The sequence below is a fragment of the Aliivibrio sp. S4MY1 genome (assembly GCF_028765545.1).
Classification (GTDB): Bacteria; Pseudomonadota; Gammaproteobacteria; order Enterobacterales; family Vibrionaceae; genus Aliivibrio.
Genome location: NZ_JARACP010000015.1, coordinates 44,348 through 67,633 on the forward strand (window position 1 = coordinate 44,348; position 23,286 = coordinate 67,633).

Sequence of the window (23,286 nt, forward strand, 5' to 3'; positions counted from 1 at the left end):
TAACTCCAAAAGAAAAATAGGAACAGAAAGAGTGGAGTAAAAACCAGATGCAATCAAGTGATTGTAGTGGTTTACTCAGAGGTAATCACTGTTTTGCGCTCATGTTTGAATTGATTGCATAAAAAAGCCCTTCACAAGGGAAGGGCTTGACGTTATCGGTGTATAACCTTGCTCACTTAGCTAAGTTGAGGGCCTGCTTTAACAAGCGCTTTCCCTTCGTCATTATCTGTGTATTGAGCGAAGTTTTTAATGAAGCGTTGAGCCAGATCTTCTGCCTTGCTGTCCCATTGTAGTGGGTCAGTGTAAGTATCACGAGGATCTAGGATTGAAGTATCAACACCAGGTAGTGATGTTGGAACTTCTAAGTTAAATACTGGGATATTTTTGGTTTCAGCGTGGTCAATAGAGCCATCTAAAATAGCATCAATGATTGCTCGAGTATCTTGGATAGATATACGCTTGCCTGTGCCATTCCAACCCGTATTAACAATGTACGCTTCTGCGCCAACCGCTTCCATTCGTTTAACCAGTACTTCTGCATACTGTGTTGGATGTAATGTTAAGAATGCGGCACCAAATGCAGCAGAGAACGTTGGAGTTGGCTCTGTGATCCCACGTTCTGTACCCGCAAGTTTTGCCGTAAAGCCAGATAGGAAGTGGTATTTGGTTTGCTCTGGCGTTAGTTTAGCAACGGGTGGTAGCACACCAAATGCATCAGCCGTTAAGAAGATCACTTTATTTGCATGACCCGCTTTTGATACCGGTTTAACGATATTATCAATATGATAAATAGGGTAAGAAACACGCGTGTTTTCTGTTTTCGAACCGTCATCAAAATCAATGGTGCCGTCACTACGAACAGTAACGTTTTCTAGTAGTGCATCACGACGGATTGCATTGTAAATATCAGGTTCAGCTTCTTTAGATAGGCGAATGGTTTTAGCGTAACAACCACCTTCAAAATTGAAAATACCATCGTTATCCCAACCGTGCTCATCATCACCAATTAGCTGGCGTTTTGGATCGGTTGAGAGTGTTGTTTTTCCGGTTCCTGATAAACCGAAGAATACTGCAACATCACCATTTTCACCTACATTGGCAGAGCAGTGCATTGAAGCAATGCCTTTTAGCGGAAGAAGGTAGTTCATCATTGCGAACATGCCTTTTTTCATCTCGCCGCCGTACCAAGTACCACCAATGATTTGCACTCGCTCTGTTAAGTTGAAGGCAATAAAGTTTTCTGAATTTAATCCGTGCTCTACGTAGTTAGGGTTAGTGGTTTTCGCACCGTTCATTACTACAAAATCGGGTTCAAATGTTGCAAGTTCTTCTTCTGTTGGTCGAATAAACATGTTTTTTACGAAGTGTGCTTGCCATGCTACCTCAGTAATAATACGAACACTTAATCGTGTATCTGGGTTCGCACCACAATAACCGTCGATAACAAATAGACGTTTACCAGAGAGTTGTTTTGTTACTAAGGATTTTAGATCATCCCAAACTGCAGGAGTGATAGCTTTATTGTCGTTTTTACCTTGATCTGACCACCATAATGTATCTTTGGTTGTCTCGTCTTTTACGATGTATTTATCTTTTGGTGAACGACCAGTAAAAATACCAGTATCTACCGCAACTGAGCCGAGCTCTGTCATTACTCCACGCTCATAACCTTCTAAATCTGGGCGTGTTTCTTCTTCAAACAATTGTTCATAACTAGGGTTACGGAGTACTTCAGTAACATCAGTTAAGCCATGTTGAGTAAGATCAAGTTGTGCAGCCTTTTTGTGTTCCATAACAGTCATAGGTGCTCCTTAGAGGAATTTTTTGTAGGGACTTTTAATTTATTTGTAATTATTTGTGTTCTGCTAAGCATGCTAACAATGCGGTAAATTGAAAACAGGGAGATGAATCATAAAATAACCATAAAGTGGTAGTGGTTATTTTATCGCCATCACAAAATAGCAATAGTCTTATTCTACTCTTAATGAAATCGTTTGCGCTAGATGTAATTGATTATTATTTAAGCAAAATTAAGTGTGGATAAGTGGAATAAAAAGTGTGGTTTATATCAAATTTAGTTATAAAAAAAGCCAACCTAGCGGCTGGCTTTGAGACAAAATAAGAGACTTATTCTATGCGGTAAATTAATGAACGGTGTCATTACCTTTTGTTGCTTCTTCAAAAAGATTTGCAACATCAATACTGTCAAAATCGTAACTTGTTCCACAGTAATCACAATGAAGAGAGATTTTCCCTTCAGTTTTGATGATGTCATCAACTTCTGCTTTTTCAATTGTAATGATTGCACCGCCACTGCGTTCACGCGAACAGCCACAGAAAAATTCAACGTGTTGAGGTTCAAACAGTTGTACTTTATCTTGGTTGTATAAACGATACAGAACGTCTTCACCTTCTAAGCCAAACAGCTCTTCATTTTTAATGGTGTCAGTTAATTGCTCTAGGTGCTCGAAGTCATCAGCAGAGCCAGTACCATCAGGCATTACTTGTAGAAGCATACCCGCAGCATGAGGTTTACCTTCAAACTCACCAAGGCGAAGCCATAAACGTGTTTTTAGTTGCTCTGAACGCTCAAAGTAGCCTTCAAAACACTGTGCTAAGTTTTCACCTTCTAGTGCAACAACGCCTTGGTAACGCTCGCCATCTTTTGGCGTGATAGTGATAACTAGGTAACCTTTACCCATTAGTTGATGCAAGGTTGCGTCTTCTGCAATATCACCATCAAAACGAGCTACACCACGTACTTTCTGGTTGTTATCGCCATTGATAACCGCTAGAGATACTGGGCCATTACCTTGTAATTGAAGGGTAATTGAACCTTCAAATTTTAGTGTTGCAGTTAATAGAGTCGTTGCAACCAATAGCTCACCCAATAAGTTTTGAACTGGCTTTGGGTATTCCTTGCTAGAAATGATTTGTTGGTAAGCATCATCTAGTTGAACTAATTCACCACGAACAGATAAATCTTCAAATAGGTAACGATACAGTGTGTTATTTGCCATGAAATACTCCAGCAATTGTATTAAGGGTTGTCATTACGCACAGTATAGCGGTTATTGTTGCTTGAATCTCATGATATCACGTCGTTGTTTTTTATCTGGACGCTTATCAGGATGTGGGCTACCAAGTGAATTAAGTTTGCGTAGCTTTGCATTCTCTTCACGATGCTTGATGCTGATTGGGGTTTCTTTGTAAAGTGTTTGCGCAATAGGTGCGCCACGACGTTGATCGGATACGATCTCGATGATCACGATGATTTCTTCGTTGTTGCCTTGGCGAAGTTTTATTTCAGCGCCCACTTCAACCAGTTTACTTGGCTTTGAGCGTTGACCGTTATATTGAACTTTTCCGCCATCAACCATGTTGCGAGCAATGGAACGGGTTTTATAAAAACGAGCTGCCCAGAGCCACTTATCGAGTCTGATGCCATCGCTAGTATTGGATTTGGAACTCATTATGTATACCTAATGTCTTACTTATCTGCTTATTTAATGGTGTCTGGAATCTTTTTTTCAATCTTTTGAGGAGAATTAATCAAAATTCATTACCAACTAGAGTCATTAATGAGGAATAATGCTCTAATATGAGTTCTTTTCTCTGAATTACGTGATATGCCTGCGAGTAATGCAAGAAAACGGCATTATTTACAGCAATAATGCCGTGTTAATTTATAATTTTTAAAGACTTCAAACAGTTAATAGCCCTTAAAGTAAAAGGAAGATCTGGCCCTAATGATAGCTAATATGAAAATCGAAAAAATTTCTCAATATTGGTCAATATATCAATCTGCGATTTCAAAAGGGGTAACGGTTGTTTTAGTTGCGTGTTTTGCGTGGATTTGTGGCTCTCTTTTTTGGGCGATGCTCGTACCGCAAACGTCGGTTCCTCAATGGCAACCAAAAGCGATAGCCATCATTAATAAACAAAAAAACAATGAAGGTGATTCGTTATCTGATTTATTAAATAGCCAAGTGTTTGGCCACTTTAATACCGAGAAAAAAGTAGAGCAACCAAAGATCGTAGAAGTAAAAGATGCACCAAAAACACGATTGAATTTAACTTTATCGGGTATTGTTGCTAGCTCTAATCCATCACTGAGTCTTGCTGTTGTCGCTAACCGAGGCAAACAGAATACTTATGGTATCGATGAGACCATTGATGGAACGCGAGCAACCGTAAAAGCGATTAGTGTGGATCGCATTATTATTTCCAATAATGGTCGTGATGAAACATTAATGTTGGAAGGGGTTAAATACACCAAGATATCAGCAGAAAGAAATGCGACTGGTAGTTCTGGTACGGTGTTAGGAAATAATCGCCAAAATTCAAATCAAGACGAACTGGATAAGATCCGTCAAGAGATGGCTAAAAATCCACAATCAGTATTGAAATATATTCGCCTTTCTCAAGTGTCTAATGATGGGAAAATTACGGGTTATCGAGTGAATCCGGGTAAAGATCGTCAATTATTTGATTCTGTTGGCTTAAAGCCAGGAGATATTGCCACTAGTTTAAATGGGATTGATTTAACCGATCCTGCTGCAATGAGTGCATTGTGGAAGAATATGTCAGAAATGACAGAGCTTAATTTAACCGTTCAACGTGACGGACAACTACATGACATCTTTATCGGTTTATAACGGGTATATGAGAACATGAATAAGGGTATATTGTGAAAAAGTGGACAGGCAAAGGAGCCTTATTGCTTGCGGGTAGCATGATGTGGACATCAGCACTGGCAAATGACTTTAGCGCGAGCTTTAAAGGTACGGACATTCAAGAGTTCATCAATATTGTCGGTCGAAACTTAGAAAAGACGATTATTGTTGACCCATCTGTTCGTGGCAAAGTGGATGTGCGTAGTTATGATTTATTAAATGAAGAGCAATATTATCAGTTCTTTTTAAGTGTACTTGAAGTTTATGGATATGCGGTTGTTGAAATGGACAACGGTATTTTAAAAGTCATCAAAGATAAAGATGCAAAAACTTCAGCCGTTCCGGTATTGGGAGCAAAAGATAACATCACTGGCGATGCGGTAATTACTCGAGTTATTGCGGTTCGTAATGTATCGGTACGTGAATTATCTCCTCTACTACGTCAACTTAATGATAATGCTGGCGCGGGTAACGTTGTCCACTATGACCCTGCAAATATAATTATGATCACCGGTCGTGCTGCGGTGGTAAATCGTTTAGCTGAAATCATCGAGCGTGTTGATCAGGCAGGTGATAAAGAAGTTGAAGTGGTTGATTTAAAAAATGCTTCGGCAGCAGAAATGGTACGAATTGTTGATGCGTTAAATAAAACCACCGACGCCAAAAACACCCCTGCTTTTTTACAGCCTAAATTGGTTGCAGACGAACGCACCAACTCAATTTTAATCTCGGGTGATCCTAAAGTACGTCAACGCCTTAAAAAGCTGATTAAACAGCTTGATGTTGAAATGGCAACCAAAGGTAATAACCAAGTTGTTTACTTACGTTATGCCAAAGCAGAAGACCTGGTCGATGTACTTAAAGGGGTATCGGATAACTTAACGGCTGGCAAGAGCTCAAGTTCAAAAGGAAGCTCTTCTAATAACCGTAGTGATGTGATGATTTCTGCACATGCAGATACCAATGCTTTAGTCATTACTGCACCGCCTGACGTGATGCGAGCGATGCAAGATGTGATTGCTCAGTTGGATATTCGTCGTGCACAAGTATTGATTGAAGCCTTAATTGTTGAATTAGCTGAAGGCGATGGCGTTAACTTAGGTGTGCAATGGGGTAACCTAGAAACTGGTGCGATGATCCAATACAGCAACACAGGCGCCTCAATCGGCGCCACTATGGTTGGTTTGGAAGAAGCGAAAGGATCTACAACGACTGAAAAAATTTATGATTCAGCAGGTAACCAGACAGGCTATAAAGATATTACAGAAGAAGGTGATTATACCGCGTTAGCTTCGGCGCTTGGTGGCGTTCAAGGTGCGGCGGTTAGTATCATGATGGGAGATTGGGCTGCATTGGTAACGGCAGTATCGACCGATTCCAACTCAAACATTCTTTCCTCTCCAAGCATTACGGTTATGGATAATGGTGAAGCGTCATTTATTGTTGGTGAAGAAGTTCCGGTATTAACGGGTTCAACATCAGGCTCAAATAATGACAATCCATTCCAAACTGTTGATCGTAAAGAAGTCGGTATCAAGCTTAAAGTTGTGCCTCAAATAAACGAAGGTAACTCAGTTCGTTTAGATATCGAGCAAGAAGTGTCTAACGTATTGGGTGCTAATGGTGCGGTTGATGTGCGTTTTGCTAAACGTCAGCTAAATACATCAGTGATGGTTGAAGATGGCAAGATGCTTGTTCTTGGTGGTTTGATAGATGAGCGAGCACTAGAGAGTGAATCAAAAGTTCCGTTTTTAGGGGATATCCCTATTTTAGGCTACTTATTCAAATCAACCAGTACACAAGTTGAGAAGAAAAACCTAATGGTGTTCATCAAACCAACCATTATTCGTGATGGCATGACAGCAGATGGAATTACTCAGCGTAAATACAATTACATTCGAGCAGAGCAACTGTATAACGCTGAGAAAGGCTTGAAGTTGATGGATGATGCCAACATCCCGGTGTTGCCTAAATTTGGTAAAGATATTAATCACCCAGCAGAGATCCAAGCGTTCTACGAACAGTTTAGTGAAAATAAGGAAAAATAATGGCGGATACCTTATTTCCTGATTATCCTGCAATACTGCGTTTGCCTTTTTCTTTTGCAAAAAGGCATTCGATTGTTATAGAAGCAAGTTCTGAGGGCTGGGTGTTGTATTATGCAGTTATCCCTTCGCCAATGGTACTGTGTGAAATTCGTCGAGTATGCAAATCAGGCTTTTCGTTAATTCAGTTAACCAAAGAAGAATTTGATACCAAGGTAACTCAAGTGTACCAACGTAATTCATCAGAAGCGCAACAACTGATGGAAGATATTGGTGCCGATAACGACGACTTTTTCTCATTGGCTGAAGAGCTGCCCGATAATGATGATTTATTAGAATCAGAAGACGATGCCCCCATCATTAAATTGATCAACGCCATGCTAGGCGAGGCAATCAAAGAGGGTGCATCTGATATTCATATTGAGACTTTTGAAAAAGTGCTGTCGATCCGTTTTCGTGTCGATGGCGTTTTGCGTGATGTATTGAGTCCAAGTCGTAAATTGGCACCACTGTTAGTTTCGCGTGTAAAAGTAATGTCGAAGCTTGATATTGCGGAGAAGCGTGTTCCGCAAGATGGTCGTATTTCACTACGTATTGGTGGCCGAGCAGTTGATGTTCGTGTCTCTACTATGCCGTCTTCCCATGGTGAGCGTGTGGTAATGCGTTTATTAGATAAAAACGCGACTCGTTTGGACTTAAACAGCTTAGGCATGTCGGCTGAAAACCATAAAAACTTTCAACATATCATCAAGCGCCCTCATGGCATTATCTTGGTTACTGGCCCTACGGGTTCAGGTAAATCAACCACGTTGTATGCCGGCTTAGGTGAATTAGACAGTTCTCAATCGAATATTTTAACCGTAGAAGATCCAATCGAGTTTGATATCGATGGCATTGGTCAAACTCAAGTAAACCCTAAAGTCGACATGACGTTTGCGCGTGGGTTACGTGCCATTTTACGTCAAGATCCCGATGTGGTGATGATAGGTGAGATCCGTGATTTAGAAACCGCAGAAATTGCCGTTCAAGCGTCACTTACCGGCCACTTAGTAATGTCGACGCTTCACACCAATACGGCTGTGGGGGCGATAACGCGTTTACGTGATATGGGAATTGAACCTTTCTTAATTTCCTCCTCTCTACTTGGTGTACTGGCTCAACGTTTGGTTCGTACTTTATGTAAGGAATGTAAAACACCATATCAAGCCGATGACGAGCAGAAAAAATGCTTTAATTTATCCGCTTCGGATAGCTTAGTCCTTTATAAACCAAATGGTTGTGAGCACTGTAATGGTAAAGGGTACCGTGGCCGAACAGGTATTCATGAATTACTGGTAGTGAGTGAAAAAGTTCAAGAGTTGATCCACAAAGAAGCAGGCGAACAAGAAATTGAAAAAGAAGTTCGCAAGAGCACTCGTGGAATTCAGCAAGACGGTTTATTAAAAGTACAGCAAGGGATCACAACACTGGAAGAGGTGATGCGAGTCACTCGGGAAGGGTAAATGGCAGCCTTTGAATACAAAGCATTAGAAAAAACAGGCAAGCAGAAAAAAGGCGTTATGGAAGGCGATAATGGTCGCCAAGTTCGTCAGCGTCTAAAAGAACAAGGTCTTATTCCGGTTGAAGTGATTGAAACCAAATCAAAACAACAGAAAAGTGCCTCTCAAGGGTTAAGCTTTAAGCGCGGAATTAGTGTTAATGATTTATCGTTAATTACTCGTCAATTAGCTACTTTAGTTCAAGCAGGTATGCCTTTAGAAGAGTGTTTAAAAGCGGTCGCAGAACAAGGTGAGAAAGCACACATTCGAAGCATGATGATGGGGGTTCGCTCTAGAGTGATAGAAGGATATCCATTAGCAGAAAGCTTTGCTGATTATCCTCATGTTTTTGATGAATTGTTTTGTTCAATGGTTGCTGCGGGTGAAAAATCTGGTCATTTGGATACGGTGTTAAACCGCTTGGCTGATTACGCTGAAAATCGTCAAAAGATGCGCAGTAAATTACAACAAGCGATGATTTATCCTATCATGCTGACGTTAATTGCTATTGCGGTGATTGCTTTTTTACTTGCGACGGTTGTACCTAAAATTGTCGATCAGTTTGTGCAAATGGGACAAGGCTTACCGACTGTCACCGAGGTATTATTAGCGGCCAGTAATTTTGTGGTGAACTGGGGCCTTGTTGTTGTAATTGTCGTTGTTTCATTGATTGTTGGTGTGAAGTGGTTACTTACTAAGCCGCATTTACGCTTAGCGTGGGATAAAAAAATCTTACGCTTACCTGTTGTTGGTAAGGTGGTTCGTGGGTTAAATACGTCGCGTTTTGCACGTACGTTATCGATCTGTACATCAAGTGCGATTCCATTATTGGATGGGATGAAAGTTGCAGCGGATGTAATGAGCAATCAATACTTTAAACAGCAGGTGTTAGAAGCGGCAGATAATGTGCGTGAAGGGGCGAGCTTACGTATCTCGTTAGAACAAACAAAGTTATTTCCGCCAATGATGCTTCATATGATCGCCAGTGGTGAACAAAGTGGTGAATTAGAACAAATGCTAACGCGTTCGGCTGATAATCAAGACCGAGATTTTGAATCTTTGGTTAATATGGCTTTGGGCATTTTTGAGCCTTTATTGATTGTTTTTATGGCCGGCATCGTACTTTTCATTGTTGTTGCGACCTTAATGCCAATCATTGAATTAAATAATTTAGTCGGGTAGTGAGTAGTTACTGTCCTTTTTTCTTCTTATTAATATATTGATTTTTAATCTCAGGAGTCATTCCATGCAAGTCAATTCAGCTCAACATAAACAAGGTGGCTTCACCCTATTAGAAGTGATGGTTGTTATCGTTATTCTTGGTGTTTTAGCCAGTTTAGTCGTACCAAATTTACTTGGTAACAAAGAGAAGGCCGATCAACAAAAAGCGATCACTGATATCGTGGCATTAGAAAATTCATTAGATATGTACAAGCTAGATAGTAGTGTTTATCCAACCACAGACCAAGGGTTAGAAGCATTAGTTACTAAGCCTACATCAAGCCCTGAGCCTCGTAATTACCGCGCTGATGGTTATATTCGTCGTTTACCAAATGACCCATGGGGTAATGAGTACCAATACCTAAGCCCTGGTGATAACGGCACAATTGATATCTTCTCATTAGGTGCAGATGGTCAAGAAGGCGGTGAAGGTGCCAATGCTGATATTGGTAACTGGAACATGCAAGACTTTCAATAAGTCATAAGCGCTAGATAAGAATAATGATGAAGATAAAACGTGAGGTTGGGTTTACCCTAATCGAAATTATGTTGGTATTGGTATTGCTATCGGTCAGTTCGATGGCAGTCATCATGAGCCTTCCTGATAGTCAAGATGACCAAATGGAAGAGCAAGCCTCACGTTTTTATCAGTTAGTTCAGCTTCTTAATGAAGATGCTTTGCTCAATGGGATGGATTACGGTATTTACTTTAACCAAGAGCGACAAGAATATCGCTTTATGACGTTAACGGTAGATGGCTGGCAGCCTCTTGAGAAAAACCGCTTTTTTACCGAAGTGAAAATGGAAGATAGCTCCGTTGAATTTGAGATGGAGCTAGGTGGTTCAGCATGGGCTGATGATGATCGCTTATTTGAGCCGGGATCCTTGTTTGATGAAGAGATGTTTGCTGATCTTGAAGAAGATAAAAAGCCAATACCACCGCAAGTGATGGTGTTATCGAGCGGAGAAGTGACGCCTTTTGTCGTGACTTTTTTTCCTGGAAATGAACGCGGTAATCTTGATGATAAAACATGGGAAGTAAAAGTTAATGAATCTGGTGTGATCCATTTGTTTGCACCGGGAGATGAGCGAGATGAAGAGTAACTTTTCTTTACGAAAAACCAAGCAAGGTATGACTCTATTGGAAGTACTCGTGGCTCTTGCTATTTTTGCGACCGCTGCTTTGAGTGTTTTACGATCTGTGACTCAGCATATTAATACCTTAGGCTACTTAGAAGAAAAAACATTCGCGGGAATGGTAGTAGATAATCAAATGGCGCTGATGATGTTAGATAAACCACCGACAGTGACCAAAAAAGGGGAAACAGAATTAGCTGGACGAACGTGGTATTGGGCGGTATCTCCGGTAAAAACAACCTCTGATATTTTAAAGTCTGTGGATGTATCTGTATCGACCAGCAAAGATCAACAATCCCCATTAATCACGGTACGAACGTATGTTGCGCCATAATGCCTCCCACTCTTTAACTAAAGGCTTTACGTTGATTGAAGTAATGGTCGCCATTGCGGTCTTTGCAACCTTGAGCTTTTCAGCGTATCAAGTCGTAAATCAAGTTCAGCGTAGTAATGAATTATCTTTAGATAAAAGCGATCGCATTAAACAACTTCAACGCAGTTTGGTTTTTTTAGATAACGATTTTCGTCAAATTGTAGCTCGTCCATTTAGAACCAATGGTGAAAAAGCGTCAGATAAATTATTGTCGGCGGGTGAATATCTATTGGATTCTGAATCTCAAGGTATTTTATTCGTTCGTTTAGGGTGGAAGAACCCACAACAGGCTTTTCCTCGTGGTGAAATCACCAAGGTCGGCTATCGCTTAGTTGAAAATACCATTGAGCGTTTGTGGTGGCGTTATCCTGATACGCCAGTAGGACAAGAGCCGGTGGTTACGCCATTAATTGATGGGGTCGAAGCGCTTAAATTTGAATTTTATGATGGTAATAAATGGCTAAAAATATGGGACGTTAAGAAGCAATTACCTAAAGCAACGAAGGTTATTATGACCTTTAAAGATTATGGTGATGTCGAACGAATCTACTTAACCTCAGGATTTAAAGTCGAAGAAAACGCAAACCAAAATGACAGTACATCACAAGATCAAGGTGAGTCATGATGAGAAATAAAAGAAACTATTTAGCTCATCATTCAAGAAAACAGCAAGGCGTTGCGTTGATTGTGGTTTTGTTGTTGCTTGCGATTATGGTGAGCATTGCGGCTCAAATGTCAGAACGTTTGTTTATTCAGTTCCATCGGGCACAAAATCAAGTAAATCATCAACAGGCCTATTGGTATTCTGTTGGGGTTGAAGCATTAGCAAAAGCGGGCATTGAAGAGGCTTATAAAGATGGTGATACCATTAATTTAAGCCAAGCGTGGGCAACGGAAGATACGACTTATCCACTTGATTATGGCGAAGCTTTTGGTGGCGTGAAAGATAAGCAAGCCTGTTTCAACTTGAACGCATTAAGCAGTATAAAACCAGACAGTGACCCCTCTCAGCGTCCCTTCTTGGTTAAAGTGTGGATGAATTTATTAGAGTCGGTTGAGGTTGAAAATTATCTTGCAGAAGTGATTGCGGATTCTACATGGGAATACATGGATGAGAATGATACGGTACAGTCAATTTCAGGCGTAGAAGACAGTACTTATCAATCATTCAAGCCTGCTTATTTAGCTCCAAATGGTTGGATTGGTGATGCCAGTGAGTTGCGAGCTATTAATGGGGTAACCGCTCAAGTCGTTGAGGCCGTTTTGCCTTTAGTTTGTGCAATACCAAGCAGTAATTTTTATTTGAATGTAAATACCGTGGCTCCTGAACATGCCAATATTTTAGTCGCTCTGTTTTCTCCTGGATTAAGCGAAGATAACGCTCGGGAAGTATTAGAGAGCAGACCTTTTGATGGTTGGAGTAGTATTGATGATTTTTTAGCTGAAGGGCCAATGAGTCAAGTAGATGCCAATACTCGTAAACAGGCAAAAGCGTATTTATCGATAGACAGTCAGTTTTTTGAGTTAGATGCTCAAGTATTAGTAGAAGATTCGCGCGTACGTGTGCGTTCTTTATTGCATAGTAGTGATAAAAAAGTGGTGAACGTTATCCGTCGCCAGTATGGAGGAATGAATGAGCGAACATCTGATAATAAGGCTGAATAGTCAGCCATCAGATCCCATTCAATGGATAGTCTGGTCACCAGAAAATAAAGAAGTGATAGCGTCTGGAGAGTTAAACTCTGCGGAAGAACTGTCTTCGTTATCGCAATACAGCGATCAACGTACCGTTTCAGCATTATTGCCAAGCAGTGATGTATTATTGCGTGAGGTAGCAATACCAGAAGGCGCAGCTCGACAATTTTCCTCTATGCTCCCTTTTATTGTTGAGGATGATTTAGCGCAAGATGTGGATGAGTTACACATTGTTATCTTGCAGAAAACCAACAAAATCGCTCAGGTTGCGATTGTTGAACATCAAAAAATGGAGCGGTGGTTAGAACAATTAACTGAAGCGGGTATCCACACAAAACGCTTCTTGCCTGACGTATTAGCTCTGCCTTTTCATCATGATGGCGCAAGTATGGTTGAGTTTAATCAACAATGGTTACTGCGTTTTAGTGAGTATCAAGGCGCGATTGCTGAGCAAGAATGGTTGCCGATGTTATTGGATGGCCTCGTTGCTGATGCCGCTAAATTCTCTGCTGGTGACAAAGAAAAAGAAACGAGTGAAGAAGAGTCGGATGAAGATTCATGGACTTATACGCTTCATAGTTATTCGCCTTGTGAGATCGATGTAGCGAATACCAAGCACATTAAAGAGTCACCTGAATTAGTGATGCAATTATTGGCTGAGGGAGCGCTTGCTTCTAAAGTGAATGTGTTAAGTGGTAAATATCGCCCTCAATCGTCATGGCGAAAGCATTGGCGTGTATGGCAAAAAGTCATTTTAGCTTTTGGTTTAGTGACGGTGGCTTTTGTTGCTCAACACATCACTGAAGTACAAAAATTAGAACAACACAGCATTGCGTTGAGAGCTGAGAGTGAACGAATCTTTAGAGATATATTTCCTGGAAAACGTAAGATCCCAACAATGAGCTACTTAAAGTCTCAAATGAAAAATGAAGAAGCGCGTTTGCAAGGTGGCTCAGGTGGTGACGATTTACTGACTTGGATGTCTGAGCTTGCGCCATATTTAGCAAAAGTACCTCAAGTGAAATTACAGAGTTTAAAATTTGATGGCAAACGAGATGAGTTGCGACTGCAAGCCAGTGCATCAGATTTTCCTTACTTTGAAAAACTAACGTCAGAGTTAAGTGGACAATTTGAGGTTGAACAGGGTCAACTTAATAAAAACCAAGACCAAGTCTTTGGTGCGATTGTTATTAGGAGAAAATAATGAAAGCCTTTATGACATGGTGGCAAAGTATTTCACCAAGAGAGCGAATGCTAGTTAGTGGTGGTAGTGTTGCGTTAATTATTGCTGCTATTTATTGGGGTGGCATTAAACCCTTAAACGATAGAGCAGATCTAGCACAGAATCGCATTAACAGTGAACGCAGTTTGTTAACTTGGGTACAGAAGAAAGCGGACACGATTGTAACCTTGAGAGGTGGGTCATCAAAAGGTTCGCAAGTGGCGAATCAGCCGATGAATCAAGTGATCCCAAGCAGCACTCGTCAATTTAAAATTGAATTGGTCCGTATGCAACCTCGCGGTGAGCAAATGCAAGTGTGGGTAAAGCCTCTGCCTTTTAATTCATTCATTAATTGGCTTGCTTATCTGAGAGATACTCAAGGTATTCACGTTCAATTTTTAGATTTAAATAAAACCGATGTTGAAGGCATGGTTGAAGTAAATCGCCTTCAATTAAGTAGAGAGTGATCATGAAGTTTAAATTATTAATCGCAACGGTCTTCTCTACCTTTTTTACTTTTAGTGCATTACTGCACATGCCTATTCAGTGGGTTGTTGAGCAAGCCCCAAAGGTAAGAGGGTTAGCGTTGGTTGGTTTATCTGGTACGCCATGGAAAGGACAGGTTGATTCACTGTCATGGCAACGAGTGAACTATGGTCAACTGCAATGGCAGATTGACCCTATGGCGATATTAAAGGGCCATGCGGTATTTTCAGTACGTTTTGGCCGTGGTAGTGAACTAGAGTTACGTGGTAAAGGAGCGGTTGGCTATAGCGTCTCAAAAGGGGCGTATGCTGAAAATATGGTGATTTCACTTCCTGTTGCTAGCATTATGAATAAAGTGCCGATGGCGTTACCTGTGTCATTGCAAGGGCAAGCGGAAGTCAATATTCGTTATTTTCAACAGGGGCAACCATGGTGTAAGCAAGCAACAGGTGAAGTGGTTTGGTCAGCAGGTAAGATAATCTCCCCATTAGGAAGTATTGACCCAAATACAGCGATTGCTGATGTCGCTTGTGTTGATAACAAGATAACCTTAACCAGTAAGCAATCATCAAAAGATGTGGGCAGCGAGTTTGATGTTGTGCTAAACCCAAATCGTTCTTATCAGGTTAATGGCTGGTTCAAACCTGAGGCAAATTTCCCATCTAGCCTAAGAAGCCAACTTAAATGGCTAGGCAAGCCTGATTCAAAAGGGCAATATAAAGTAACTTATTCCGGACGTCTGTAAGGAAATACAATGGCTAAAAAACAATTGCCGACAATTTTAGATAAACGCATTGAAGCACAATCAAAGTTGTTTTGTATTGAATCGGTTGATTTATGCTTCTCTAACGGAGTGGAGCGTACCTATGAAAGAATGAAACCAAGTGGTCGTCATGCCGTGATGATGGTGCCTGTTACTGAGCAAGGTGATCTGTTGTTAGTCAGAGAGTATGCAGTAGGCACAGAAAGCTATGAGTTAGGCTTTCCTAAAGGACTTATTGATCCAGGTGAAACACCATCAGAAGCGGCAAACCGAGAGTTAAAAGAAGAAATTGGCTTTGGTGCTGAAACATTAACACCATTAAAAGAACTGGTTCTTGCGCCTTCTTATTTCTCAAGCAAAATGACTCTTTTTGTTGCCCAAGGCCTTTATCCTGAACAGCTAGAAGGCGATGAGCCAGAGCCGTTAGACATCGTTCGTTGGCCTTTAGCTCAAGCTTCTGAGTTGCTACATCATTTGGATTTTTCAGAAGCAAGAAGCATTAGTGCACTCTTGCTTGCTCAACAATTTTTATCTAAGGAGTAATATTGATGGATTCAACACTTTCACATCTACTTCCTGAAGTGATTAATATTGCGCGTGCATCAGGGCAACTTATTCTCGATATTTATGAGAAAGGTGATTTTGAAGAGTTTACTAAATCGGATCAAACACCTGTAACCAGTGCTGATTTAGCTGCGCATAAATTAATTATAGAAAAGCTCTCTCAACTGACCCCAGAGATCCCAATTCTGTCAGAGGAAGATGCAGATATTGCGCTAGAACAACGAGCACAATGGGATCGCTATTGGTTGGTTGATCCTCTAGACGGAACTCAAGAATTTATTGCTCGCAGTGGTGACTTTGCCACTATTATTGCTTTAGTTGAAAATAATCGCCCAGTGATGGGAGTCGTATATGGCCCTGTTTCTGGCGTGACTTACTATGCTTATGAAGGCAAAGGGGCATGGAAAATTCCAGATATGGATGAAAGCATTCGTATTAGCACCCTAAAGCATGAAGAAGAAAAGCAACCCATAGCTATCGCGATAAGTCGTCGTCAAAACATTAATAATATTACCCGTTGCATGAGTGCCGAGTGGAATTACGATTTAGTGCCTTTAGGTTCTGCAGCATTAAAAGCGTGCTTGGTTGCTGAAGGGGCAGTGGATTGTTATTTGCGTTTAGGTCCAACGGGAGAGTGGGATACAGCGGCGACACAGTGTATTGTTCAAGAAGCGGGTGGTCGTATATTATCAACCGAACTAGCCCCTCTTTCTTATAATGAAAGGGAGTCGTTAGAGAATCCTAACTTTATCGTATTAGGCGATGAAAATTTGCCGTGGGATCAAATTTTAACGTGCAAATAATAAGAGCTACTCTTGATAAATAAATTATTAAGCTTGTTATAATGTCAGAATGTAACTCGAAAACTATTTGATTTGAACAGAACTCGGCTTGAATAGAATTCTGCTCGAAAAAAATTGTGTTTCAGAGTACAATCCTTAATCATACTAATTTAGTCAGGTATTACTTGTGTCTTCAATCAATATTACTGAAAGTGCCCAAGAGCATTTTGCAAAACTTCTAGCACAACAGCCAGAAGGGACAAACATCCGTGTATTCGTGGTTAATCCGGGTACTCAAAACGCAGAGTGTGGCGTATCTTACTGTCCACCTGAAGCAATCGAAGCGAATGATACTGAGCTGAAGTTTGAAAAATTATCAGCGTATGTTGATGAGTTAAGCTTACCTTTCCTTGAAGATGCTGATATCGATTATGTTACTGACAAGATGGGCTCTCAATTAACTCTGAAAGCACCAAACGCAAAAATGCGTAAAGTAAATGATGATGCGCCTTTATTTGAACGTGTAGAATATGCGATTCAAACTCAAGTTAACCCACAACTTGCTGGCCATGGCGGTCACGTAAGCTTGATGGAAATTACTGATGCAGGTGTTGCAATCGTTCAATTTGGTGGTGGCTGTAATGGTTGCTCGATGGTTGATGTGACACTAAAAGAAGGCATCGAAAAAGAATTGTTGGTTCAATTTGAAGGTGAACTAACCGCAGTTAAAGATTTAACTGAGCATGATCGTGGTGAGCACTCTTATTACTAAGAGTTTAGTTTAACCCATGAGTTAAAAAGGTGAGTAGATACTCACCTTTTTTGTGTCTGTTATTTATGAGAATAAGACTATTTATGCATTTGAGTAGATATCACGCTCACCTAGCCAGCGCAGAACAATCGCTTTGGCATTGCTTGGGTAATTATCATGTAAGTGGCGTGCAATGCGTTGTACTTCAGGAATTAAATGCTGATCTCGAACCAAGTCTGCAATTTTAAAATCAGCCAATCCCGTCTGTTTTGTCCCTAGTAATTCACCTGGGCCTCGGATCTCTAAATCTCGCTGAGCAATTACAAAGCCATCATTACTTTCACGCAAAACACTTAGACGTTTCTGAGCGGTTTTAGATAGCGGAGAGTGGTAGAGTAAAACACAATGGCTAGCCACAGAGCCTCGACCAACTCGGCCACGCAATTGGTGTAATTGTGCTAAACCAAGACGTTCAGGGTTTTCGATAATCATTAAGCTTGAGTTAGGTACATCAACCCCGACTTCAATAACCGTAGTGGCCACTAACAAGTGCAGTTTCCCTTCTTTAAACTCCTGCATGATTTGTTGTTTTTCTTTTGATTTCATTCGACCATGAACTAAACCAATATTCAGTTCAGGTAGCTGCAGTCGTAATGCGTCAGCCGTATCAGAGGCGGCTTGGGCTTCTAGGACTTCAGAGTCATCAATAAGGGTACACACCCAGTAGGCTTGTCGGCCATCATTTATGCAGGCATTTCTTACTTTATTCACGATTTCGTCGCGTCTTGTATCTGGTAAAGCAATGGTTTGAATTGGAGTGCGACCTGGTGGAAGTTCATCAATTACTGATGTCTCTAGATCTGCATACGCCGTCATAGCTAAGGTTCTTGGAATAGGCGTGGCAGTCATGATCAGCTGATGCGGGTAGGCACCATCTTTTTCGCCTTTCTCACGCAGTTCTAATCGTTGATCAACGCCAAAGCGGTGTTGTTCATCAATAATGACTAAAGCAAGGTGATGAAACTCAACGTGCTGTTGAAAAAGTGCGTGAGTGCCCACTATCATTTTCGCTTCACCATTGGCAATGCGAGCTAATTCTTTCTCTTTTGCTTTACCTGTTAGTTTTCCAGCTAACCAGCCAATGGGAATGCCCATGCTTTCAAACCAGTTACCAAAGTTTACTGCGTGTTGCTCTGCTAATAGTTCGGTAGGGGCCATTAGCACCACTTGATAACCATGTTCAATCGCTTGTACGGCTGCGAGTGCGGCAACTAAGGTTTTACCTGAACCCACATCCCCTTGAACCAATCGCATCATAGGGTGAGGCTTAGCCAGATCTTGCTCTATTTCTGTTACGACGCGTTGTTGGGCTCCTGTTGGCGTAAATGGCAATTGATCTAATAGTTTTTGTTTTAAATTCGTCACCGTTGCTAATGGTAATGCGTCTTCTTGCTGGCCTTTACTACGAACAGAAAGCATGGATAAGTTTTGAGCCAATAGTTCTTCTATGATCAATCGTTGTTGTGCTGGGTGTTTTCCTTCATCAAATGCATCAAGGTTAATTGAAGGGTCGGGGCGATGAATAATATGCAAAGCTTGGTTGAGTGTAATTTGGTTGTTATACAAACCTTGAGGCAATAATTCAGTAACAGCGGCTTTATCTAGCAATTCTAATGCTTGGTCGGTCAAACTACGCAGAGTGTTTTGACGTAAACCATCTGTGGTTGGATAGACTGGTGTTAACGTAGCTTCTATATCCAACGATTTAGAAGGGGTATGGAATTGATATTCAGGATGAACGATCTCTAAGCCACTTCCACCACGTTTAATTTCACCATAGGCATGAACCACTTTTCCTTCACTAAAGCTGTTTTTTATTCCCGCATTGAAATTAAAAAAGCGGAGTGTAATGGTGCCATTACCATCGCTAATTTTAACCAGCAACATTTTACGTTTGCCAAATTGCATATCACAAGACATAACCTTGCCTTGAACGGCGGCAAATAAACCAGAATGAACACGGGCCATTGGATAAACACGGGTTCTGTCTTCATAACGAAGAGGAAGGTGGAAAAGTAAATCTTGAATATTGACCAACCCAATTTTTTCGAGCTTTTCTGCTACCTTGGCTCCAACACCAGAAAGAGAGGTTAATGGAATAGCAGAAAGCATAGCGTTGGTCATAATGAGGTCCCTAGATTAATCTCGCTTTAAAGCAAAGTGATGAAATTTACGCCCTTGATAGGTCATTATACCTTTATCTCCTGGGTTTAGAGCATGAAAATAGTGAACACCAACTTCAAATTCTCTTTTGGGGCCAAATTTTCCTTTTTGAACGTAAATCCAGAATTCTTGATCTTCTTCTCCTTGCTGTGCATCGGGTATTTCTACGATTTGTTTATCCAGAATGGTGACTTCTGTTTTCATTTCAGGCGCGTTATCACCCAAGATAAACTTAGTTTGAAATCGTTGGAATAAGAGTGCGGCAATTAAAATAAAGATGAACAACAGAACAATATAAATGGCAGGCATGATTTTCCTTAAACGTGCGAGTAAATAGAGCCGTGGCTATTTTAACTTTTTTATTAAGATAGATAAGGAGTATTTTCCCAGTTTGTGCGGATTTTCCGGTTATTTTATATATATTGTTTAATCCAGAATGAAATGTGATAGGAACTGAGATCTGGCTCGAATACTATTGATTAAAGATCTCCTATTATTTGATGAGAAAAGTATTAAAAGATGAGTTTGTGCCAAATAGAAAGAATTAATCTCAACGATCAGAAAGAGAAACGGATTTTAGAGTGGTATAAAGGAAATAAAGAAATTCAAAGTAAAGGATTAGGAGAGTGGTATGTCTGAGATTGATCTTGTTGTAAAACAAAGTCGAAAAATTGAGTCTTTATTAAGGACACACTATCACGCCGAAGGAAAAGGACTTCATCAGCTTATTACCAGTTGTGAGGAGCGTTTACCTCATGGGGTGATTGGTCGATTACGCTTTATTGCAACAATGAGAAATAAAGTAGTGCATGAAGAAGGGTATAAGTTAGAGGATAAGTCGGGATTCAAAGAGACCTGTAAAGAAATGACAGATATTTTAACGCCTAGAGCGAGTCGTTTTTTATGGAAACTCGTTGTAGGTATTGTACTGCTTTCGACGCTGGCTTCATTAGCTATCTATTTGATTCATTGGGATAATATAAAGCATTTGTTTTGAGCTATTTATTTCAGACATAAAAAAACGGACGCAAATGCGTCCGTTTTTTTATATAAACTTATTTGAATGTATATTAGTACATCATTGGCAGGGTCATTAGTCCAACAACTACTGCGATCATCATAAGTCCTTGTTTTTGCGATGAAGTAATCATTACTATGCTCCTTTAATGTCTTCTATCATTGCTTGACAAATAGAATAACACTGTTTTTGGTTGTTGATCAAGCCCATATTGTTCAAAAGCCTAAAAAAATAACTTTTCTATGACAAAACTGGTTGTTTGGTCGCGTGTTTAGGTGTGTTTTTATCTGTTGGTATTATGGTTTTTTGTGTGTTTTAAATGTAAATTCAATATAACTATCTGATTTGTATGGTTAATATCGTATTTTTTATGGTTTGTTTATTGAGCATCTATTTTTGTTCTTATTTCTTAGCTTATCTTCTTGATGCTGTCCTACCTCTTGTTTTCTGTTTTTTGTAGAGCCTATAATGTGGGGTTATTATTGATATTGATATTACTAACCTATTTGAGTGTGATAATTTTGATTAAACCTACTTTTACGGCGAGGTGTTTTTTTCATCATTAATTTTGGTATTATAACTTCAATCTATATAACTTATTGTTATTAATGGGTAAGTTGTTTTTTTTTACCTTTTTTAACTGTTGCCTAATTAAGCATTATTTAGCTTAGTTGGCATTTTGATGATTTGAGTCTATGTATGAGAGAGATAAGCTCTTATAGTAAAGTAACATTGTAGTTCAGCAGGGAGGGGGAAAGAGGTAAATGGTAGTCTTTTTCTGTTTTTGCTATTCTATTATTTGCATTTAACGTATTAAGGTTAATCATGAAACAAGATATTCACGGTCATACGGTACTCAACCTTTTATTGAATGCCGAAGCGCCGCTTTCTCGTTCGCAGTTAGAAGGGATGATTGAAAGTGATTTTGGTGGTGAGGTATGTTTTCATACGTGCAGTCAGCAAGGCCTAACATTAACTGAGTTGCTTGATTTTCTTTTATCTAAAAAGAAAGTTGTAGAGTTGGAGTCTGGGTTAACGGTGAATCCTGAACGTATTTGTCATCACTAAAGGCAACAAGCTTTAGTACATGAAAACAAAAAGGTCGCATATAAATGCGACCTTTTTTATAAGTAAATAGCATCTCTAGATGTGAGTAAAATAGCTTGTAATGCCATCTAAGAACATTTGTACTGAAATCATAAGTAATAGCATACCCATAAGTCTTTCAATGGCTGCGAGACCTTTTTCACCGACAATGCGTTGGAATAGCTCTGAGAACATTAAAATAACGGTAGTTAAGGACCAAGCGCCTAATAATGCCAAGCTCCAATCAAGCATGCGATCAGGTTCTTGATGAGCAAGTAATAATAATGTGGCTAGGATTGATGGCCCTGCAATCATAGGAATGGCTAATGGTACAATTAATGGTTCATCCCCCGCCCCTAAGCTAGCACCTAACCCCCCTTCCGGTGGGAAGATCATTTTTAAACCTATTAAGAATAAAATAATAGCCCCTGAAATGGATACGGCTTCTTTTTTTAAGCTTAGGAAGTTGAGGATCTGCTCTCCCATGTAGAGAAAAGACATCATGATAGCGAGAGCAATAAGAAGCTCTCGAATTAAAATAATACGTCTTCTTTTCTTTTCTACGTGCTTAAGAATAGAGGTAAAGACAGGTAAGTTACCCATTGGATCCATGATCAGAAAAAGCATGACGGCTGCGGAAAGAGTTTCCATAAATGAGTACCAAAATTTAAATCATAAAAAGTAGGGAAAGATCATAACATATATATTTATTTGAGACGGGGAAGAAGCGTGACATTAATGCGTAAAAAAGGAGCAACATGTGCTCCTTTAATAAATGATAAATTATTTATCCATCATGTGTTTTTTTCTGATATCCAGTAAGGCAAAAACGCCGAATATCAGAATTGACCATTTCTCCCATCGGCTCATTGAGATTTTATCGCCAAATGCGCCAATGAAAATTAGCATTTGTAAGCCGTGCATCATAAATAAAAATGCAGTCAGAATGTAAAGCGCAATCGCGCCAGTTCCTGGAAAGGGCATAAATAAGTTAAGTAATAGCATTAGCCAAACAAACCCAATAGCGATTTTGGCTAGAATGATCAATCCTTTCATCTATTCTTCTCTCTCATACAATTTAAAGGTAACTTGCCCTGCGGTTTTATCACGATGTAAATGCCAATGAGCTGGAACCAGCAAGGCACTGAGTTCTTTTTCTGCTTCAATATATATCATGGAGTTTTTCGCTAACCATCCATTATTTTCTAATTTTGTTAACGTTGCTTCTAATAAATCTTTTCTAAAAGGAGGATCGATAAAAATCACATCAAAGGGTGTTGCAGTTTTATCTAAAAAAGTGAGAGCATCGGTATGATGAATCTCGATATTATCGGCTTTTAAACTTTCCGCGTTCTGTTTTAATTGGGAGTAAGCTTGTTTATTTAGTTCAAGCATGACTACGGATTCTGCACCACGAGAAGCGGCTTCAAAGCCTAAACCGCCACTGCCAGAAAATAGGTCTAAACAACGAGCGCGAGGAATATCAGGAGCTAACCAATTAAAAACTGTCTCTTTTACTCGATCTGTTGTTGGTCTTAATCCTTCAGCATCATGCACAGGAAGTTTGCGTCCACGCCAGCGTCCGCTGATAATACGAATGCTTCCAGAGCGACCATTTGTGCCAGAAGTGCGAGATGAGTGTTGTTTACGTTTAAGCATAGATATTGTGACCGCTCAGAAAGTGATAGTATACGAGAAAATTGTAC

At 40.1% G+C, this 23,286-nt stretch carries 25 protein-coding genes; 17 read left to right on the top strand and 8 right to left on the bottom strand.

What is annotated here, in order from left to right; all coding sequences use genetic code 11:
* Positions 1–176 precede the first annotated feature (176 nt).
* From pckA to hslR, 3 genes are all read right to left on the bottom strand, one after another.
* Positions 177–1,802, bottom strand: coding sequence for a phosphoenolpyruvate carboxykinase (ATP) (gene pckA / locus PVK71_RS15955; RefSeq protein WP_274419920.1), 1,626 nt, complete (start codon positions 1,800–1,802; stop codon positions 177–179).
* 342 nt (positions 1,803–2,144) lie between these two features.
* Positions 2,145–3,020, bottom strand: coding sequence for an Hsp33 family molecular chaperone HslO (hslO, locus tag PVK71_RS15960; protein ID WP_274419922.1), 876 nt, complete (start codon positions 3,018–3,020; stop codon positions 2,145–2,147).
* 51 nt (positions 3,021–3,071) lie between these two features.
* Positions 3,072–3,473 (bottom strand): ribosome-associated heat shock protein Hsp15, encoded by a 402-nt coding sequence (gene hslR, locus PVK71_RS15965; protein ID WP_274419924.1) that lies wholly within the window; start codon positions 3,471–3,473, stop codon positions 3,072–3,074.
* Between the two features lie 276 nt (positions 3,474–3,749).
* Here hslR and gspC point away from each other — a divergent pair, with 276 nt between their 5' ends.
* From gspC to nfuA, 15 genes are all read left to right on the top strand, one after another.
* Positions 3,750–4,658, top strand: coding sequence for a type II secretion system protein GspC (gene gspC, locus PVK71_RS15970; protein ID WP_338000088.1), 909 nt, complete (start codon positions 3,750–3,752; stop codon positions 4,656–4,658).
* Between the two features lie 32 nt (positions 4,659–4,690).
* Entirely contained in the window at positions 4,691–6,724 is a 2,034-nt protein-coding gene (gene gspD / locus PVK71_RS15975; RefSeq protein ID WP_274419928.1) for a type II secretion system secretin GspD, read from the top strand.
* A complete protein-coding gene (gene gspE / locus PVK71_RS15980) occupies positions 6,724–8,223 on the top strand; it encodes a type II secretion system ATPase GspE (protein ID WP_274419941.1) in 1,500 nt (499 codons plus the stop codon). The genes gspD and gspE overlap by 1 nt, the downstream gene beginning before the upstream one ends.
* On the top strand, positions 8,224–9,441 hold the full coding sequence (gene gspF, locus PVK71_RS15985) for a type II secretion system inner membrane protein GspF (RefSeq protein ID WP_274419943.1): 1,218 nt from the start codon (positions 8,224–8,226) through the stop codon (positions 9,439–9,441). It abuts the gene before it with no gap.
* A gap of 64 nt (positions 9,442–9,505) precedes the next feature.
* The gene (gene gspG, locus PVK71_RS15990; RefSeq protein ID WP_274419945.1) at positions 9,506–9,958 is read left to right on the top strand and encodes a type II secretion system major pseudopilin GspG; all 453 of its coding nucleotides are present in this window, start codon (positions 9,506–9,508) and stop codon (positions 9,956–9,958) included.
* Positions 9,959–9,981: 23 nt separating this feature from the next.
* On the top strand, positions 9,982–10,584 hold the full coding sequence (locus tag PVK71_RS15995) for a prepilin-type N-terminal cleavage/methylation domain-containing protein (protein ID WP_443111730.1): 603 nt from the start codon (positions 9,982–9,984) through the stop codon (positions 10,582–10,584).
* On the top strand, positions 10,574–10,951 hold the full coding sequence (gene gspI, locus PVK71_RS16000) for a type II secretion system minor pseudopilin GspI (protein WP_274419947.1): 378 nt from the start codon (positions 10,574–10,576) through the stop codon (positions 10,949–10,951). The genes PVK71_RS15995 and gspI overlap by 11 nt, the downstream gene beginning before the upstream one ends.
* Entirely contained in the window at positions 10,938–11,615 is a 678-nt protein-coding gene (gene gspJ / locus PVK71_RS16005) for a type II secretion system minor pseudopilin GspJ (RefSeq protein ID WP_338000089.1), read from the top strand. Before gspI ends, gspJ begins: the two co-directional genes overlap by 14 nt.
* Positions 11,615–12,655, top strand: a complete 1,041-nt coding sequence (gene gspK, locus PVK71_RS16010; RefSeq protein WP_274419997.1) for a type II secretion system minor pseudopilin GspK — start codon at positions 11,615–11,617, stop codon at positions 12,653–12,655. Before gspJ ends, gspK begins: the two co-directional genes overlap by 1 nt.
* Positions 12,624–13,889 (top strand): type II secretion system protein GspL, encoded by a 1,266-nt coding sequence (gspL, locus tag PVK71_RS16015; RefSeq protein WP_274419949.1) that lies wholly within the window; start codon positions 12,624–12,626, stop codon positions 13,887–13,889. The genes gspK and gspL overlap by 32 nt, the downstream gene beginning before the upstream one ends.
* On the top strand, positions 13,889–14,374 hold the full coding sequence (locus PVK71_RS16020) for a type II secretion system protein M (RefSeq protein WP_274419950.1): 486 nt from the start codon (positions 13,889–13,891) through the stop codon (positions 14,372–14,374). The genes gspL and PVK71_RS16020 overlap by 1 nt, the downstream gene beginning before the upstream one ends.
* 2 nt (positions 14,375–14,376) lie before the next feature.
* On the top strand, positions 14,377–15,138 hold the full coding sequence (locus tag PVK71_RS16025; protein ID WP_274419952.1) for a type II secretion system protein N: 762 nt from the start codon (positions 14,377–14,379) through the stop codon (positions 15,136–15,138).
* A gap of 9 nt (positions 15,139–15,147) precedes the next feature.
* Positions 15,148–15,699: an ADP compounds hydrolase NudE gene (gene nudE, locus PVK71_RS16030; RefSeq protein WP_274419954.1), complete on the top strand. Its 552-nt coding sequence runs from the start codon at positions 15,148–15,150 to the stop codon at positions 15,697–15,699.
* Positions 15,700–15,704: 5 nt separating this feature from the next.
* The gene (gene cysQ / locus PVK71_RS16035) at positions 15,705–16,523 is read left to right on the top strand and encodes a 3'(2'),5'-bisphosphate nucleotidase CysQ (RefSeq protein ID WP_274419957.1); all 819 of its coding nucleotides are present in this window, start codon (positions 15,705–15,707) and stop codon (positions 16,521–16,523) included.
* A gap of 166 nt (positions 16,524–16,689) precedes the next feature.
* A complete protein-coding gene (gene nfuA / locus PVK71_RS16040; protein WP_065623374.1) occupies positions 16,690–17,274 on the top strand; it encodes a Fe-S biogenesis protein NfuA in 585 nt (194 codons plus the stop codon).
* A gap of 81 nt (positions 17,275–17,355) precedes the next feature.
* Here the strand turns inward: nfuA and recG are convergent, their stop codons facing one another.
* Both recG and PVK71_RS16050 read right to left on the bottom strand, forming a co-directional pair.
* The gene (gene recG, locus PVK71_RS16045; RefSeq protein WP_274419960.1) at positions 17,356–19,437 is read right to left on the bottom strand and encodes an ATP-dependent DNA helicase RecG; all 2,082 of its coding nucleotides are present in this window, start codon (positions 19,435–19,437) and stop codon (positions 17,356–17,358) included.
* Positions 19,438–19,452: 15 nt separating this feature from the next.
* Positions 19,453–19,785 carry a DUF2500 domain-containing protein gene (locus PVK71_RS16050; RefSeq protein WP_274419962.1) on the bottom strand — a complete coding sequence of 111 codons (333 nt, stop codon included), beginning with the start codon at positions 19,783–19,785 and terminating at the stop codon, positions 19,453–19,455.
* A 322-nt stretch (positions 19,786–20,107) separates the two neighbouring features.
* Here PVK71_RS16050 and PVK71_RS16055 point away from each other — a divergent pair, with 322 nt between their 5' ends.
* A complete protein-coding gene (locus tag PVK71_RS16055; protein WP_274419963.1) occupies positions 20,108–20,473 on the top strand; it encodes a DUF4145 domain-containing protein in 366 nt (121 codons plus the stop codon).
* Between the two features lie 846 nt (positions 20,474–21,319).
* Positions 21,320–21,562, top strand: coding sequence for a YecH family metal-binding protein (locus PVK71_RS16060; protein WP_274419965.1), 243 nt, complete (start codon positions 21,320–21,322; stop codon positions 21,560–21,562).
* Positions 21,563–21,637: 75 nt separating this feature from the next.
* On the opposite strand, the gene PVK71_RS16065 is transcribed toward PVK71_RS16060, so the two are convergent.
* The 3 genes from PVK71_RS16065 to rsmD all read right to left on the bottom strand — a co-directional run bounded on the left by PVK71_RS16065 (position 21,638) and on the right by rsmD (position 23,239).
* A complete protein-coding gene (locus PVK71_RS16065; RefSeq protein ID WP_130045692.1) occupies positions 21,638–22,231 on the bottom strand; it encodes a YhgN family NAAT transporter in 594 nt (197 codons plus the stop codon).
* Positions 22,232–22,363: 132 nt separating this feature from the next.
* Positions 22,364–22,636 (bottom strand): DUF1145 domain-containing protein, encoded by a 273-nt coding sequence (locus PVK71_RS16070; RefSeq protein WP_130045693.1) that lies wholly within the window; start codon positions 22,634–22,636, stop codon positions 22,364–22,366.
* Positions 22,637–23,239, bottom strand: coding sequence for a 16S rRNA (guanine(966)-N(2))-methyltransferase RsmD (rsmD, locus tag PVK71_RS16075; RefSeq protein ID WP_274419969.1), 603 nt, complete (start codon positions 23,237–23,239; stop codon positions 22,637–22,639).
* Positions 23,240–23,286 lie beyond the last annotated feature (47 nt).

Coding starts and splice junctions, on each gene's coding strand:
- PVK71_RS15995 (WP_443111730.1), top strand. CDS start 9,982: ATGATGAAGATAAAACGTGAGGTTGGGTTTACCCTAATCGAAATTATG.
- PVK71_RS16065 (WP_130045692.1), bottom strand. CDS start 22,231: ATGGAAACTCTTTCCGCAGCCGTCATGCTTTTTCTGATCATGGATCCA.
- PVK71_RS16050 (WP_274419962.1), bottom strand. CDS start 19,785: ATGCCTGCCATTTATATTGTTCTGTTGTTCATCTTTATTTTAATTGCC.
- gspE (WP_274419941.1), top strand. CDS start 6,724: ATGGCGGATACCTTATTTCCTGATTATCCTGCAATACTGCGTTTGCCT.
- pckA (WP_274419920.1), bottom strand. CDS start 1,802: ATGACTGTTATGGAACACAAAAAGGCTGCACAACTTGATCTTACTCAA.
- hslR (WP_274419924.1), bottom strand. CDS start 3,473: ATGAGTTCCAAATCCAATACTAGCGATGGCATCAGACTCGATAAGTGG.
- gspC (WP_338000088.1), top strand. CDS start 3,750: ATGATAGCTAATATGAAAATCGAAAAAATTTCTCAATATTGGTCAATA.
- gspJ (WP_338000089.1), top strand. CDS start 10,938: ATGTTGCGCCATAATGCCTCCCACTCTTTAACTAAAGGCTTTACGTTG.
- gspG (WP_274419945.1), top strand. CDS start 9,506: ATGCAAGTCAATTCAGCTCAACATAAACAAGGTGGCTTCACCCTATTA.
- rsmD (WP_274419969.1), bottom strand. CDS start 23,239: ATGCTTAAACGTAAACAACACTCATCTCGCACTTCTGGCACAAATGGT.
- cysQ (WP_274419957.1), top strand. CDS start 15,705: ATGGATTCAACACTTTCACATCTACTTCCTGAAGTGATTAATATTGCG.
- recG (WP_274419960.1), bottom strand. CDS start 19,437: ATGACCAACGCTATGCTTTCTGCTATTCCATTAACCTCTCTTTCTGGT.
- hslO (WP_274419922.1), bottom strand. CDS start 3,020: ATGGCAAATAACACACTGTATCGTTACCTATTTGAAGATTTATCTGTT.
- gspF (WP_274419943.1), top strand. CDS start 8,224: ATGGCAGCCTTTGAATACAAAGCATTAGAAAAAACAGGCAAGCAGAAA.
- PVK71_RS16020 (WP_274419950.1), top strand. CDS start 13,889: ATGAAAGCCTTTATGACATGGTGGCAAAGTATTTCACCAAGAGAGCGA.
- gspL (WP_274419949.1), top strand. CDS start 12,624: ATGAGCGAACATCTGATAATAAGGCTGAATAGTCAGCCATCAGATCCC.
- PVK71_RS16070 (WP_130045693.1), bottom strand. CDS start 22,636: ATGAAAGGATTGATCATTCTAGCCAAAATCGCTATTGGGTTTGTTTGG.
- PVK71_RS16055 (WP_274419963.1), top strand. CDS start 20,108: ATGTCTGAGATTGATCTTGTTGTAAAACAAAGTCGAAAAATTGAGTCT.
- nudE (WP_274419954.1), top strand. CDS start 15,148: ATGGCTAAAAAACAATTGCCGACAATTTTAGATAAACGCATTGAAGCA.
- gspK (WP_274419997.1), top strand. CDS start 11,615: ATGAGAAATAAAAGAAACTATTTAGCTCATCATTCAAGAAAACAGCAA.
- PVK71_RS16025 (WP_274419952.1), top strand. CDS start 14,377: ATGAAGTTTAAATTATTAATCGCAACGGTCTTCTCTACCTTTTTTACT.
- gspI (WP_274419947.1), top strand. CDS start 10,574: ATGAAGAGTAACTTTTCTTTACGAAAAACCAAGCAAGGTATGACTCTA.
- PVK71_RS16060 (WP_274419965.1), top strand. CDS start 21,320: ATGAAACAAGATATTCACGGTCATACGGTACTCAACCTTTTATTGAAT.